This is a genomic window from Streptomyces sp. NPDC096324 (assembly GCF_044763015.1).
Lineage (GTDB): Bacteria > Actinomycetota > Actinomycetes > Streptomycetales > Streptomycetaceae > Streptomyces.
The window spans coordinates 150,058-163,578 of record NZ_JBIWFK010000015.1 but is presented as its reverse complement, the minus strand read 5'-3'; the positions used below and the strand labels follow the sequence as shown (position 1 = coordinate 163,578).

The 13,521-nt window shown below is 74.6% G+C and carries 9 protein-coding genes; 8 read left to right on the top strand and 1 reads right to left on the bottom strand.

Annotated elements, in window-relative coordinates; translation table 11 throughout:
- The first annotated feature begins 113 nt into the window (after window positions 1-113).
- From ACIQ7M_RS33625 to ACIQ7M_RS33590, 8 genes are all read left to right on the top strand, one after another.
- Window positions 114-842 (top strand): SDR family oxidoreductase, encoded by a 729-nt coding sequence (locus ACIQ7M_RS33625; protein ID WP_403651338.1) that lies wholly within the window; start codon window positions 114-116, stop codon window positions 840-842.
- A 217-nt stretch (window positions 843-1,059) separates the two neighbouring features.
- Window positions 1,060-1,440, top strand: coding sequence for a zinc ribbon domain-containing protein (locus ACIQ7M_RS33620; RefSeq protein WP_403651336.1), 381 nt, complete (start codon window positions 1,060-1,062; stop codon window positions 1,438-1,440).
- Window positions 1,441-1,510: 70 nt separating this feature from the next.
- Window positions 1,511-1,870: a hypothetical protein gene (locus tag ACIQ7M_RS33615; RefSeq protein WP_403651334.1), complete on the top strand. Its 360-nt coding sequence runs from the start codon at window positions 1,511-1,513 to the stop codon at window positions 1,868-1,870.
- Window positions 1,871-2,164: 294 nt separating this feature from the next.
- The gene (locus ACIQ7M_RS33610) at window positions 2,165-4,489 is read left to right on the top strand and encodes a hypothetical protein (protein ID WP_403651332.1); all 2,325 of its coding nucleotides are present in this window, start codon (window positions 2,165-2,167) and stop codon (window positions 4,487-4,489) included.
- Window positions 4,490-4,667: 178 nt separating this feature from the next.
- The gene (locus ACIQ7M_RS33605) at window positions 4,668-5,243 is read left to right on the top strand and encodes an IS607 family transposase (RefSeq protein WP_403651330.1); all 576 of its coding nucleotides are present in this window, start codon (window positions 4,668-4,670) and stop codon (window positions 5,241-5,243) included.
- Window positions 5,240-6,388, top strand: coding sequence for an IS607 family element RNA-guided endonuclease TnpB (tnpB, locus tag ACIQ7M_RS33600; RefSeq protein ID WP_403651328.1), 1,149 nt, complete (start codon window positions 5,240-5,242; stop codon window positions 6,386-6,388). Before ACIQ7M_RS33605 ends, tnpB begins: the two co-directional genes overlap by 4 nt.
- Window positions 6,328-6,699: a zinc ribbon domain-containing protein gene (locus tag ACIQ7M_RS33595; RefSeq protein WP_403651405.1), complete on the top strand. Its 372-nt coding sequence runs from the start codon at window positions 6,328-6,330 to the stop codon at window positions 6,697-6,699. The genes tnpB and ACIQ7M_RS33595 overlap by 61 nt, the downstream gene beginning before the upstream one ends.
- Window positions 6,700-7,147: 448 nt before the next feature.
- Entirely contained in the window at window positions 7,148-8,386 is a 1,239-nt protein-coding gene (locus tag ACIQ7M_RS33590; RefSeq protein WP_403651326.1) for a helix-turn-helix domain-containing protein, read from the top strand.
- 228 nt (window positions 8,387-8,614) lie between these two features.
- Here the strand turns inward: ACIQ7M_RS33590 and ACIQ7M_RS33585 are convergent, their stop codons facing one another.
- Complete coding sequence (locus ACIQ7M_RS33585; RefSeq protein ID WP_403651324.1) at window positions 8,615-13,495, bottom strand: AMP-binding protein; 4,881 nt, start codon at window positions 13,493-13,495, stop codon at window positions 8,615-8,617.
- Window positions 13,496-13,521 lie beyond the last annotated feature (26 nt).

Sequence of the window (13,521 nt, the reverse complement as noted above, 5' to 3'; positions counted from 1 at the left end):
GTTGGCCAGTTGAGTAACCCGTTGGCCGGATGTACGACCCTGACCTCATATCAAACGTCCGCATAGAGACTTTGTGCCATATTTCGGACACATCTCCTGTCGAAAGGCATGTCATGAAGTTCGCGGTCATCGGCGGTACCGGGCTGATCGGGTCGCAGGTCGTCAAGAATCTGAACGCCGTCGGGCACGAGGCGGTGCCGCACGCGCAGTCCACCGGAATCGACGTCATCAGCGGCCAGGGACTGGGTGAGGCGGTGGCGGGGGCCGACGTCATCGTCAACCTGACGAACTCCCCGACCTTCGACGAAGCCTCTCCGGCCTTCTTCCAGACCTCGATGGACAACCTTCTGACCGCGGCCCAGAAGGGCGGCGTCGGCCACTTCGTTGTTCTCTCGATCGTCGGCGCGGACCAGGTGCCGGAGCTGGACTACTACCGGGCCAAGGTGCTCCAGGAGGACATCCTCGCGGCAGGGCCGGTCCCCTACTCGATCGTCCGCGCGACGCAGTTCATGGAGTTCATGGACGCTGTCCTGTCCTGGACCGCCGACGGCGACACCGTCCGGCTGCCCGCCACGCCGATCCAGCCGATCGCCTCCAAGGACGTGGCCGACGCGGTGGCGGAAGTCGCCGCGGGCGCCCCGCTGGGGGGCATTCGCAACATCGCCGGGCCCGAGGTCTTCTCCCTGGACGAGCTGGGCCGGATCACCCTCACCCACAAGGGCGACGGCCGCACCGTTGTCACCGACCCCACCGCCGGCATGTTTGCCGTCGTCAAGGGTGACGTCCTCACCGACAAGGACGCCCACCTCGCCCCCACCCGCTACGCCGACTGGCTCTCCTGAACCGCTCGCGCCCTCCAGCCTCCGGTTCGGCCGGACGCGGACGATCCAGGCAGCCGAAAGGTGCTTCATGTCCTGAGCGCTGTGGTCGGCCAGACTGGCCGACCACAGCGCTCAGTCACACAAACGGTGTACGTGGAAGACCTCGCGGTGTCCGGCCTGGGACGCACCCCGCTCGCCAAGTCCGTGCACCGACGCGGGATGGTCCGCGTTCGTCAACATGCTGGAGTACAAGGCGGCTCTGCACGGCCGCACCTTCGCCAAGGTGCACCGGGCCTTCCCGTCCTCTCAGGTCTGCTCGGCCCGCGGATTCCGGGACGGCCCCAAGCCCCTGCACGTCCGGGAGCGGACGTGCGGCGAGTGCCACGCCGTCCACGACCGCGACCACAACGCAGCACGCGACGTCCTGTTCGAAGGACGCCGCATCGTCACCGCCGGACGGGTGGAGACGCCAAACGCCTGTGGAGTGCCGGTAGGACGGGCACACGTGCCGCACAGCGCGTTGAAGCAGGAAGCCACCGGAAGGGTCGGACGACCCAGACCCGGAACCCCTGGACTTCAGTCCAGGGAGCACGTCAACCGTTCTCCATTCCCGCTCTAGCGCGTACGGCCATGATTTCCGGGCCCCCGTACAGCCGTACGGAGGAGGGACCACGAGGAAGGGCCTCGTCATGACGCCGGCGCTGACCGAGCCCCTCAGCGGGACGCTGTACGAACTCCTCACCGCGCGCAGCCTGCGCGAGCGCAACAGGGAACTCGTCCTCGCGCTGGTCGCGGCGGCCAACCGGGGCGAGGTCAATCACCTCACCCGCCACTGGGCGGGCGCCGGGAACGGGGGCGGACGGACTCTGCCCGACGGGCTGGGACTGAGGGCCGAGAGCGTCATCGCCGACCACGACGTCGTCGCCCTGCGCGCGACCGCCCGGGCCGAAGGAGCCACCTGGTCCCTGATCGCCGAACTCCGCTTCGATGCCGCGGGCCGTATCGAGCAGTGCCATGACCTGCTCGTGCCCCAGACGGCGGCAGGCTGACACGGCCCCGGACTGACACGGCGGCAGGCTGATGCGGCGGCGGGCCGGCACGGCCTCGGCCGGGAGCCGTCCGCCGCCGAGCCGTTGTCGCCCCCTCCCGGTGTGCCGCCCGGAATCGAGGACCGTTCGGGGGCCGCTGGAGAAAACGGACGACGGGGACGCGGCGGAGCTAGCGTGCAGAGGCTGGGTTCCGGCTGTGCCGGCGCATGCCGGCCGCCGAAGGCCCGCACGCCGGCTCCCTGAGCCGCAAGGGCAGTTGCTCGTCTGGCCGGGGGTGTCCGGAAGGGGGAGGCGATGAACGGTGAGGGGCCTGCCGGTGTGTGCGCGGTGATCGACCCCGAACAGGGGGATCACGGCACGATGGAACTGCACGGGATCTGGGACACCGCCTTTTTCCACCGCGCCCTGCACCGCGTCGCGGAGAGCGGCCGCGGTGCCCGGCATCCGGGATGCCGGCTGGTGGCGCACGGGGAGGACCTGCACACCGTCGAACTCCCCGGCGGCCGGGCGGCACCCGCGCCCGCGGCCGTGGGTCTGCTCGCCGACCTGCTGACCGCCGCCCCCGAGCCCCGCCCCGGCACCGGGCCCGCCGCCGCGGCGGCCGGGCAGCCCTGCCGGACCCTGCCGCGCACCGGGCCGGTCACCCCCCTGCAACAACAGCGGCTCGCCGACGCCGTGGCCTGGCCCGGCCATCAGGTCGAGCAGATCCTCTGGCGCTGGCACGGCCCCCTGGACCCGGCCCGCTTCGAGGCGGCCTGGCACGCCGTCGGCGAGCACGAGAGCGTGCTGCGCACCGCCTTCGTCTGGGACCCGCGCCCGCGTGCCGTCGTCTTCGACCGCGCCCTGAGCGACGTCGTCCGCCACCCGCACCGCACCGTGACCCGGCGTGCCGTGCTGCCGGCCCGCGAGCGGGCCCGCGCCTTCGACCTGCGCCGCCCCGCAGCGGTGCGCCTGGCGCTGCTGGACAGCGGCCCCGGGGACGCGGCGGCACCCTTCACCGACGTCCTGCTCACCTATCACCGTGCCCTGCTGGACAGTTGGAGCGTGCGGCTGCTGATGCGCGAGTGCTGCCGCGCCTACCTCGCCGGCGGGACACTGCCCGGCGGCGAGCGCCGCCCCGACCTCGGCGACTGCGCCCGCCGGCTCGCCGCCCAGGACCCCGGCCCGGCCCCCGGCGCCCGGCAGGAGCCCGCCCACCGGCCCGCCCTGCCCCCGTCCGGCCCGGTCCGCCCCGCGGACAGCGGCAGGCACGCACCCGCCCACCGGCCCACCGCGCCCCCGCCCGGCCCGGCCCCCGACGCCCGGCAAGGGCCCGCCCACCGGCCCACCGAACCCCCGCCCCCGGTCCGGCCCCCAGGCCGCACCACCACCGGCACCGGCATGACCGCCGGCCCCGCCACCGGCCCCGGCATGACCGCCGGCCCCGCCACCGGCCCCGGCATGACCGCCGGCCCCGCCACCGGCCCCGGTATGGCCACCGCCACCACCGCCGGCATCGGTATGGCCACCGCCACCGGTGTGCTGCGTGGCGTCCTGTCCCCGGCCCGCAGTACCCGTCTGACCCACTGGGCGGCCCGCTGGGGGGTGGCGGAGAGCAGCGTGCTCCAGACGGTGTGGGCGCTGCTCCTCTACCGCGCCCGCGACATCGCCCCCGCGCCCGCCATCGTGGGCTTCGGCCTGGACTTCCCCGGCCGCGGCCTGCTCCTGGACGGCATCGAGGGCATCCCCGGCCCCTTCGAGAACACCCTGCCGCTGAACCTCACCGTCGACCCGGCGCTCACCCTGCCCCACCTGCTGCGCACCCTGCGCGATGCGGTGATGGACCTGTCCGCCTACGAATGGACCACCCCCGCCCCCGCCCGCACCCCGGGGCCGCGGGCCGGCGGCCTGCTCGCCTTCGACTGCGGCCCGAGCCCCGAAACCGCCTACGGCCACGAACTCGCCGCGCACGGCATCCGCCTGGAGGAACAGGAAGCCGCCGGAGCACCCGCCGGATACGCCCTGCGCCTGCGCGCCGGCCACGACGTCCGCCGCGCTCTCGTCCTGACCTGCGCCTACGACCGCGACCTCATCGACGACAGCACCGCCCGCACCCTGCTGGTCCACACCGTACGGATGCTGCGCCTGCTGCCCGTGGCGGCGACCGCGGCCACCACCGTCGCGGACGTACTGGCCTGGATGCCCAGGACGCCCACACCCCCGGTCCCCGACGGCCCCGCCGCCCGGGACACCGCCCCCCTCCTCCTGCTGCGCGGCACCCGGGCACCCGCCACGGCCACCGTGTGCCTGCTCGACACCCCGGGCGCGCCGCACACCGGGCACCGCGAACTGCTGCGGCACTACCGGGGACCGGAGGCCCTGACCGCGCTGCGCGCCACCGCCGGCCCGCCGGCCGCCCGGGCCGACGCGCTGGTCCGCCTCGCCCGCGCCGGCGGCCGGCTGGTCCTGGGCGGCTACTCCGGCACCGGCGCCCTCGCCTGCGAACTGGCCCACCAGGTCACCCTGGCCGGGGTGCGCCCGCCGCTGGTCGTGGTCGGCGGCCCCGACGGCGATCCGCACGCGCCCCGCGGCCTGGCGGCCGCCCTGCAGCGGGCGAGCGCGTCGGCCGCCCGCCCCTGACCCGGCCGCTCCCGCCTCCGCGGACGGCACCCGGCACACCTGCCTCCCCGCACCCCCGCAACCCGGCACGCCTGTACGTCTGCACGGTGGCGGTGGCGGGTGAGAGGTGGACAGCTGCTACGAATTTTATAGTTATTCATAGACATATCTAGTCGGATGTGTCACGTACCTTGGTCTTGTGAAGCTTTCGGAGTGGGCGCGTCAGCAGGGCGTGAGTTACCAGACCGCCTGGCGGTGGGTGAAGGACGGGAAGATGCCCGTGCCGGTCCGCCAGGCGCCGTCCGGGACATGGCTGGTCGATGAGGTGGCGGTCCAGCCGTCCGGACGCGTGGTGGCGTACTGCCGCGTATCTTCAGCCGACCAGAGGGCCGGCCTGGATCGGCAGGTCGCGCGGGTGGTGTCCGGCGCGAATGGACTGGGCCTGGCCGTCGCGGAAGTTGTGACCGAGGTCGGGTCGGGGCTGAACGGGCGCCGCCGGAAGCTGCACCGACTCCTCGCCGACCCGGGTACGGCTGTGATCGTGGTCGAGCACCGTGACCGGCTGGCCCGGTTCGGCGTCGAGCACCTGGAGGCCGCGCTGTCGGCGTCCGGCCGGCGCCTGGTCGTCCTCGACCCGATCGAGAGCCCAGACGATCTGGTGCGGGACATCACCGAGGTGCTCACCTCCATGTGTGCCCGCCTGTACGGGCAGCGCGCGGCGAAGAACCGGGCCGCCCGCGCGGTGGCTGTGGCGACCGGCGAGGCCACCGAGTGAAGAAGTTCCAGCCGCAGCCCGGGTTCGTGGTGCAGGCGTACCGCTTCGCGCTGGACCCGAACGCCACCCAGGAGCACGCGCTGCGCTCGCACTGCGGTGCCGCCCGCGCGGCGTACAACTGGGCGGTGGGGTGGGTGTCGGCGTCGTGGTGGCAGCGCCGGGCGGAGGAGTCCTACGGTATCCCTGCCGACCGGCTCACCGAGTGGCGGCCGTGGTCGCTGCCAGCGCTGCGCAAGGAGTTCAACCAGACAAAGAAGACTGACCCGCGCTTCGCTGCCTGGTGGAACGAGAACTCCAAGGAGGCGTACAACACCGGCCTGGCCAACGCGTCGGCCGCGTTCGACAATTACGCCAAGTCCAAGCAAGGCCGCCGTATGGGCAAGCGGGTCGGGATGCCCCGGTTCAAGTCGAAGCGGAAAGCACCCCTGTCCTGCCGGTTCACCACCGGCACGATCCGTGTCGAGGTCGACGGACGTCACGTCACCCTGCCCCACCTCGGAACGATCCGCGTCCACGAGCCCACCGGCAAACTCCTGAGCCGCGTCCAGGCCGGGACCGCGCGCATCTTGTCGGCGACCGTCCGCCACGAGCGAGGACGATGGTTCGCCTCGTTCCAGATCGAGGTGAAGCGGGACCTCGTCCGGGTCACCCGGCCTGATGTCGCGGTAGGCATCGACCTCGGTATCAAGACCCTGGCCGTCATGGCCGACAGTGCGGGCGAGGTCCGCGAGGTTTCCAACCCGCGGCACCTGAGCACCGCGCTGCAGCAACTGCGCCGCGCCTCTCGCATCGTCTCCCGGCGTCGAGGCCCGGACCGGCACACTGGGCGGAAGCCCTCCCGCAGGTGGGAGAAGGCCAACGCCCGGCGGAACAAGGTCCATCACCGCGTCGCGGACCTCCGCGCGGACGCCCTGCACAAGCTCACCACCGCCGTGACCGCCGAGTACGGCACCGTCGTGGTCGAAGACCTCAACGTCGCCGGCATGGTGAAGAACCGGCGCCTGGCCCGGCACATCGCCGACGCCGGGTTCGGTGAGATCCGCCTCAGCTCACCTACAAAACCCGCCAGCGCCACGCCACCCGCATCATCGCGGCCGACCGCTGGTTCCCCTCCTCCAAGACCTGCTCCGGGTGCGGCACAGTGAAAGCCAAGCTGCCGCTGCACATCCGGACCTACGAATGCGACGCCTGCGGCCTGGTCATCGACCGGGACACGAACGCGGCCCGAAACCTCGCTGCCCTCGCAGCGGCAGCCTGCACGACTGGTACCGGAGTGGCCGGAGACCAGGACACCGCCCTGGCGGTGTCGAAGCCCCGTGGAGCCGACCATAAGACCCGCACTACCCGCCCCCGCCGCAAGACGGGGACGGGGCGGGCAGGTGGCACAACCCTGCCGCACCAGCAGCAGACAGAAACGGGAGACCGTCCTCAAACCGAGCCCCTGACGCTCTGGTGACGTGACGGACCTTTCGGGCAGAAATGCCCGGAACGCTGAGACCTGACTACGGACTCAGTAACGGCCAGTTGATGTCGTCGTCCGACGCGGTGTCACGCACCGGCGCCGGCCGGCCGGCCCGGTCCTTGCGGGCGGCGCGGCGGGCAGGAACCGCGTGTTTCATCAGGACTCCCGTGGACGCGGACGAGGACAGCTCCCGTGAGCGAGGACGGGCCGGTGCGCAGGTACCGGACCCGGGCGCTTGAGACTGTGCCCGCGACCGCTCAAGAACCGCTCGAGGAACGCCACAGGAATCCGTGAGGTTCGCACGAACTCGGAGGCACGGCACCTGGCAAAACATTGCCCGGCCCTTGCCCGGCCCCTACGCTCGGTTGCGGCACCCGGGCGGTGGCACGCCTCCTCCGCCCCACCGGCCACCCCCCACCCGTCCGTCCCAGGGAATGGTCACATGCTGCGTCAGCCCGCGTTCGGCCGTCGTCTTCGCAAACTGCGACAGGCCCGCGACCTGTCCCAGACCGCCCTGGCCGGGGACGGCATGTCCACCGGATACCTCTCCCGTCTGGAGTCCGGCGCACGCCAGCCCACCGAGCGGGCCGTCGCCTACCTCGCCGAACGCCTGGGCCTTCAGGCGGCCGACTTCGAGGAACCCGCCGGCGGCTCCCTGGCCCACGCCCTGTCGCTGGTCTCCTCCACCGGCTCCGAGGCGGCGATGGAGACCCTGCGCGAGGCCCTGGCCGCCGAGGGACACGAGGCGCCGGTGCTGCGCTGGCAGGCCCTGTGGCAACTCGCCGGACAGCGGCGCCTGCAGGGCGACCACGCCGGGGAACGGGAGTACCTGGAGGAACTGGTCCAGCTCGGCGAATCGGTCGGACTGGCCGCCCTGCGGGTCCGCGGCCTGACCCGTCTGGCCCGCTGCCTGCGCACCCTGGGCGAGATCGGCGCCGCCCTCGACGCCGCGACGGCGGCCCACCACCTCGCCCGCGAGGACGGCCTCGACACGGAGGACCGCGCCACCGTGCTGCTGGCCCTGGTCTCGGCCGAGGCCGAGGCCGGCCGGATGCCGGACGCCCGGGCGCACGCCGACGAACTGGCCGAACTCGTCGCGGGCCGCAGCGACGCCCTGTGGGCCGAAGCCATGTGGACCTGCGCGGCGGTGCGGCTGCGCCAGGGCGACCACACCGCCGCCCAGGGCTACCTGGAAGAGGCACTGGAGAAGTTCAGCAGCCGCGAGGACCTCGTGCTGTGGCTGCGCCTGCGGTTCACCGCCAGCCGCCTGTACCTGCAAAAGCAGCCGCCGGACCCCCAGGCCGCCGAGCGGTGCCTGACCGCCGCCGAACCCGCACTCGCCTTCGTGGGCACCCCCGGCCTGCGCCAGGACCTGCTCGCGCTCAAGGCCGACGTCGCCTTCTTCCTGGCCCGCTACGACGAGGCCCACGCCCTGCTCGGCGAACTCGCCGGGATGGAGCTGAGGATGAGCTACCGCGACCGGGTCCGCCTGGACATCCTGCGCAACCAGCTCCGCATCCGCTCCGGTGATTCCAGCGGCATCCAGGGACTGCGGGATCTGGCCGAACAGGCCCAGGCCGGCGCCAACATCGACCTGGCCGCCGACATCTGGCGCATCCTCGCCGAATCCCTGGCCGGCCCCGCCCCCCAGCCCGGCGCCGCCCCCCAGCCCGGCGCCTGACCCCGCCCCGCCCCGCCCCGGTCGCGTTCCGTCCCTGTCCCGGGCCGTGTCCCGGCCTTCATCCCTGTCCCGCGGCCCCCGTTGCGCTTGCGCCCCGGGTCCGTCCCGCGTTCCCGCCTCCGCCCCGGCCCACGTGTCCCCGCCTCCGTTCCGGCCTCAGCCCCGTCCCGCCCGGCCCCCCTGTGCCGCCCCGGCACAGGGCGCAGGGGAGTGGGAGCGGGACCGCTCTCAGTGGTTCTCGGGTGTCCTGGACCAGCCGGGCGGCACGCCCGCCCCGGCCGGCCACAGCGCCCGGTGGCCGGCCGCGTCCGCCAGCACCACGAACGCGGCGGACGCGTCGTCGAACGGGTCGTCGTGCGCCGGGGCGTCCAGCACCCGCAGATTGCCGTACTCGTCGAGGCGGGCGGCCCGCCCGGTGCGCCACATACGGGCCGTGCCGCCGGCCGGGCCGCCGAACGGATCGGGCAGAAACCGCCCGCAGCCGGCCGCCGCGCGGACACCGGTGTACCCCGAGGCCACACCGACGCCCGCGATGTACAGCGAGCCGGTGCGGCCCGGGCCCACCGGCCGCAGCCGTGCGTCGAGGAGATAGGCGCGGTGACCGGGAGCGGGACGGGCCGCCGCGCCCGGCGTGTGCTCCACGACGAGCCGGGCCTCCGCCCAGCCGCCGCTCACGGTCAGCTCGACGCCCTCGCTGCGGGCGAGCGCCACCAGCGCGCTCAGCACGTCGTCGGCACCGCCCAGCACCACCCGCGCCCCCTGCCGGCGCAGCCACCCCAGCACCTCGTGCGGCACCTCCCGGGTGAGCGAGCGGTCCGGGACGTGCACCCGCGCCCCGCCGGCCAGAGCACTCAGCAGCCCGATCGCCGCGTCCCCGTCCGGGTAGCCGCGCACCAGCCAGGCCGCGTCGGCCGGACTTGCCGCGGTGACCGTCCCACCGCCCACCGCGACGGTGCCGCCCTCACCGGGCAGCAGCAACAGCGGATCGCCCGCGCCCAGCGGACGGATCCGGTCGGCCCGTCCCACCGGCCAGGACCCGGCGGGCGGCCACCGCTCGGCCCCCTCCTCACGCACCAGCCGCGCCGCACCCGGCACGGCCGGCAGCAGCAGGTCCGCGGTCTCGTCCAGCAGCAGCACCACCGGACGCAGCGACTCGGCGACATCCAGCGACGGGTCCACCGGCACCAGCGCGGCCCCCGTCTTCGCCACCGCCAGCGCGGCCACCGCGAACCCGGCCGGTGAGGACAGCGCGGTCAGCACACAGCTGCCCGGACCGGCCCGGTGCTCGATCAGGGCATGCGCCAACAGGTCCGAGCGGGCATCGAGCCCGGCGTAGTCCAGGTCCTCCAGCGCGAGCGCCCCCGGGGCGCGCGCCACCTGCGCCGCGAACAGCGACGCCACGTCCTGCCGGACCGGCGCCACCTCCTCACCCGCCCACACCCCGCCCCCGCCCTCGGCCGCTGTCCCCGGTCCCAGCCGCAGCCGGCTCAGCGGCGCGGCGGGCGCCTTCAGGGCCGAGCGCAGGACGGCGGTGAGCTGGCCGGCCAGACGGGCCGCGGCCCGCTCACCGACCGTCTCGTGACGGAAGGTCACGGTGACCGCGACACCGGCCGCCTCACCCGCCGGGCCCTGCCGCTCGGTCAGCGTCAGCCCCAGGTCCGCGGCCGGCACCGCGGGCGTGCAGTGCTCGGCCTGCACCGACAGCCCACCCGCCTCGAAGCGGCCCACACACTCCTGCACCACCGCCAGCGCCACCCCGCCGGGCAGCGCCGCCAGCGGCGCCTCACCGTCCCGGTAGGCGGCCAGGTCCCGCTCGCGGACCCGGCGCAGCAGCTCGGTGAAGGACGGATCGCCCGAGGAGTCCACCGTCAGCGCCAGCACCCGGCCGTAGGGACCCACCGCCTCACGCAGCGCGGCACTGTCCCGCGCCGGGACGGGCGCGGCCACGGTGAGCGGATCCTGCGCGCCCAGCCGGCCCAGCAGCGCCACGAGCGCGGCGTGCACCACCATGAACACGGTGGCGCCCTGCCCGGCCGCCCACCGCGTCAGGTCCGCGTGCAGGTCCGCCTCCAGGGCGCTCTCCAGGGTGCCCCAGGAGGCGTGGGCGGACCGCGGCCCGCTGCCCGGCAGCGCCGCGGGCATCCGGTCGCCGAAGACCGCGCGGGGCGCCGCGTCCAGCCCGGCCGGCGAGCGGTGCGGGGTGCCCCCGCAGGCCCGCGCCCCATAAGCCCGGGCCAGATCGGCGGCCAGCGGCACATGCGACCACAGGTCCACCGCGTCGGCCGGCAGGGCCACCTCCAGCAGATGGTCGTCCGCCGCCAGCGTCCGCAGCCGCGTCCCCGCCGCGCCCAGCCGGAAGTTGCGCAGCGCCACATGACGCCGCCCCAGATCCTCCAGCGCCACCTCCAGCGCCCGCCTGTCCAGTACGCCGCGCAGCCGCAGCGAGAACGCGCGGCTGTCGCCGGCCGTGTCGTCCGGCCCGATCACCGCGGCGGGCACGTCACCGACCAGCGCGGCGAACGCGGCCGGAGTCGGCGCCTCGTACAGGGCCCGGCTGCCCGGATCGACGCCCAGCGTCTCCCGGACCCGGGACAGCAGTCTCGCCGCCGCCAGTGAGTGGCCGCCGATGCGGAAGAAGTCCGACTCCGCCCGCACCCGGTGCCGGGGCAGACCCACCACCTCGGCGAACAGGTCACGGACGATCTCCTGGATCGGCGTGCCGGGCTGGGTGAGCGGACGGCCGGCGGCGTTGGCGGGCACCGGCAGCGCCGCGCGGTCCACCCCGCCGGCGCCGTCCAGCGGCAGCGCCTCCACCGTCATCAGCACCGACGGCACCATGTGCTCCGCCAGCCGCTCTCGCAGATGGGCACGCAGCACGACCTCCAGATCGACACGGTGCTCGAAAGCCGCCGGAGTACCGGCCCACCCCTCCACCCCCGCCCCGCCGCATCCCGCCCCGCTCCCGGACCCCGCCCCGCTCCCGGAACCTGTCCCGCTGCCGTTGCCGCTCCCGGAGCCCGTCCCGGTGCCTGACCCGGTTCCGGTGCCGGGACCCGCCCCGCTCCCGGACCCCGCTCCGGTGGCCGTCGCCGCGTACACGCCCGTCACCGCGCCCGCGGGCACCCGTACGGGATCGAGCAGGACGATGTCGAGGAGCTCGGGGCTCTCACCCCAGGTCGGCAGCGCCCGGTAGCCCAGATGCTCGGCCCGCGCGCACAGCGCCTCCACATCGGGCGCCACGGCGTCCTGCGGCGCCAGGTCGATGCTCTCGCGGGGATCGAAGAGGGACCGCATCGCCGCGTACTCGTCGTGCACCCGCCGGTTGGGCACCCCGGCCAGACGCAGCACGGCCGGACGCGCCGCCACCACCCGGTCCACCGCCTCCAGCCCTCCCGCCACGTCCGCACCCCAGCGCACGACGGGCACATCGGAGAGGTCGGCGACCGGCTCGGCGGTGGAGAGCACCACGTCGTAGCGGTAGCGGGACAGCTCGTTGTGGTGCACCCCCCGCTTGAGGCGCACGTCCACCGCACGCACCCGGGGCAGCTCCCGGGCCAGCGCACCGAACAGGGCGGGGGAGAGCAGCAGTTCGGTCTCCGTGGCCACCCGGTGCCCGATACCGCGGCGCAGCGCCTCCCTGTCACCCCCCGCGCCGCCCGGCCGGGCCAGCGCGATCCCGGTCTGCAGACAGCGGGCCAGATCCAGGCTGCGCACATCGCCGAGGAAGAGCGAGCCGCCCGGGGCGAGCAGCGGCAGCACCCGCTCGATGACCGTGCGCAGACGGGCCAGCCCCGGCAGGTACTGCACGACCGAGTTGACGACGACCGCGTCGAAATACGCGACGGGCAGTCCGCCGGTGTCCTCGGCGCCACGGCAGTCCAGCCGCACCTTGTCCTTCAGCAGCGCGTCCGCCTCCACCCGCGCGCCGAGCGCGGCGACGGCGGCGGGGGAGAAGTCGGTGGCCCAGTACTCCTGGACCTCCTCCTCCCGCGCGAGGTGGGCCAGCAGCAGCCCGCTGCCCACCCCGATCTCCAGCACCCGGCGGCGCGGCAGCTCCCTGATCCGGTCCAGGGTGGCGTACTGCCACTCCCGCAGCTCCTCGAGCGGGATCGGCAGGGCGTCGTAACTGCTGTTCCAGCCGGTGAAGTCGTCCCCCAGCTCACGGGCCGCGGCGCCGGCGTGGAGCGCCTCGTGGATCTCCTTCCACTGCGCGGTCTGCGCGTCCTGGTCGGCGGCCGCCGCGGCCGGCCCGGCCGGCACCACATGCGCCACCAGGTGCCTGCCGCCGTCCGCGCTCTCGTGCACGGACACCGCGGCGGCGGACACCGCCGGGTGCGCGCCCAGCACCGACTCGACCTCACCGAGCCGAAAACGCCGCCCGCACAACTCGGCCCACTCCTCGCCCCGCTCCCCAGCCCGTCCGGCCGCCTCCCGCCCGTCGTCCCCGCCCGGGTGGCCGGCGGGCCGGCCACCCGACGCCAGAGCGCCCCACACCGCGAACGCGACCGCGTCGAAGGCCTGCCCGGCACCGGTCCGGCCCGCCACACCGGCGGGCTCCGGCCGCGCGGGGGCGGCGGAGCGCACGAGGTCCAGCACGGCGCGATGCGGCACGACGACCCCCTCGACGCCGCCGGAGGCGTACCAGACACACAAGGCGTCGTCCGGGCCGGCGCTCTGCTCGGGCAGGGCCTCGCAGCGCCGGGCGATCTCGGGTGCCTCGGCGTCCAGCGCGAGGACCACCGTGTCCAGACCCGCGTAGTCCGCGACGCCCGCACTCCCGGTCAGCACCGCCGCGGCCGCACTGTCCCGCACGATCAGCCGCCGCCGCTCCACGCGGTCCGCGGGGTCCAGGGGGACATAGGCCGCTCCGGCCCGCACGATCCCGAGGAACGCCGTCACCGTCTCCGGGCCCGGCCGCAGCGAGGTCACCACCCGGTCGCCGCGGCCGATGCCGCGCGCCCGCAGATGGGCGGCGAGACGGTTGGCCGCGCGGCCCAGCTCCCGGTAGGTGAGCCGGCCGCCACGGCCGCCCGGCTGCTCGGGATGGTGCACCGCGACCGCGTCGGGACGCTCCTGGACCTGCTGCTCGATGAGGCCGGAGATGGACATCGCTACCCGCTCCTTATGACAGCCTT

Bases quoted from the DNA above. Each gene is read 5' to 3' on its own strand.
- ACIQ7M_RS33625 (WP_403651338.1), top strand. From the start codon at position 114: ATGAAGTTCGCGGTCATCGGCGGTACCGGGCTGATCGGGTCGCAGGTC.
- ACIQ7M_RS33620 (WP_403651336.1), top strand. From the start codon at position 1,060: ATGCTGGAGTACAAGGCGGCTCTGCACGGCCGCACCTTCGCCAAGGTG.
- ACIQ7M_RS33615 (WP_403651334.1), top strand. From the start codon at position 1,511: ATGACGCCGGCGCTGACCGAGCCCCTCAGCGGGACGCTGTACGAACTC.
- ACIQ7M_RS33610 (WP_403651332.1), top strand. From the start codon at position 2,165: ATGAACGGTGAGGGGCCTGCCGGTGTGTGCGCGGTGATCGACCCCGAA.
- ACIQ7M_RS33590 (WP_403651326.1), top strand. From the start codon at position 7,148: ATGCTGCGTCAGCCCGCGTTCGGCCGTCGTCTTCGCAAACTGCGACAG.
- ACIQ7M_RS33585 (WP_403651324.1), bottom strand. From the start codon at position 13,495: ATGTCCATCTCCGGCCTCATCGAGCAGCAGGTCCAGGAGCGTCCCGAC.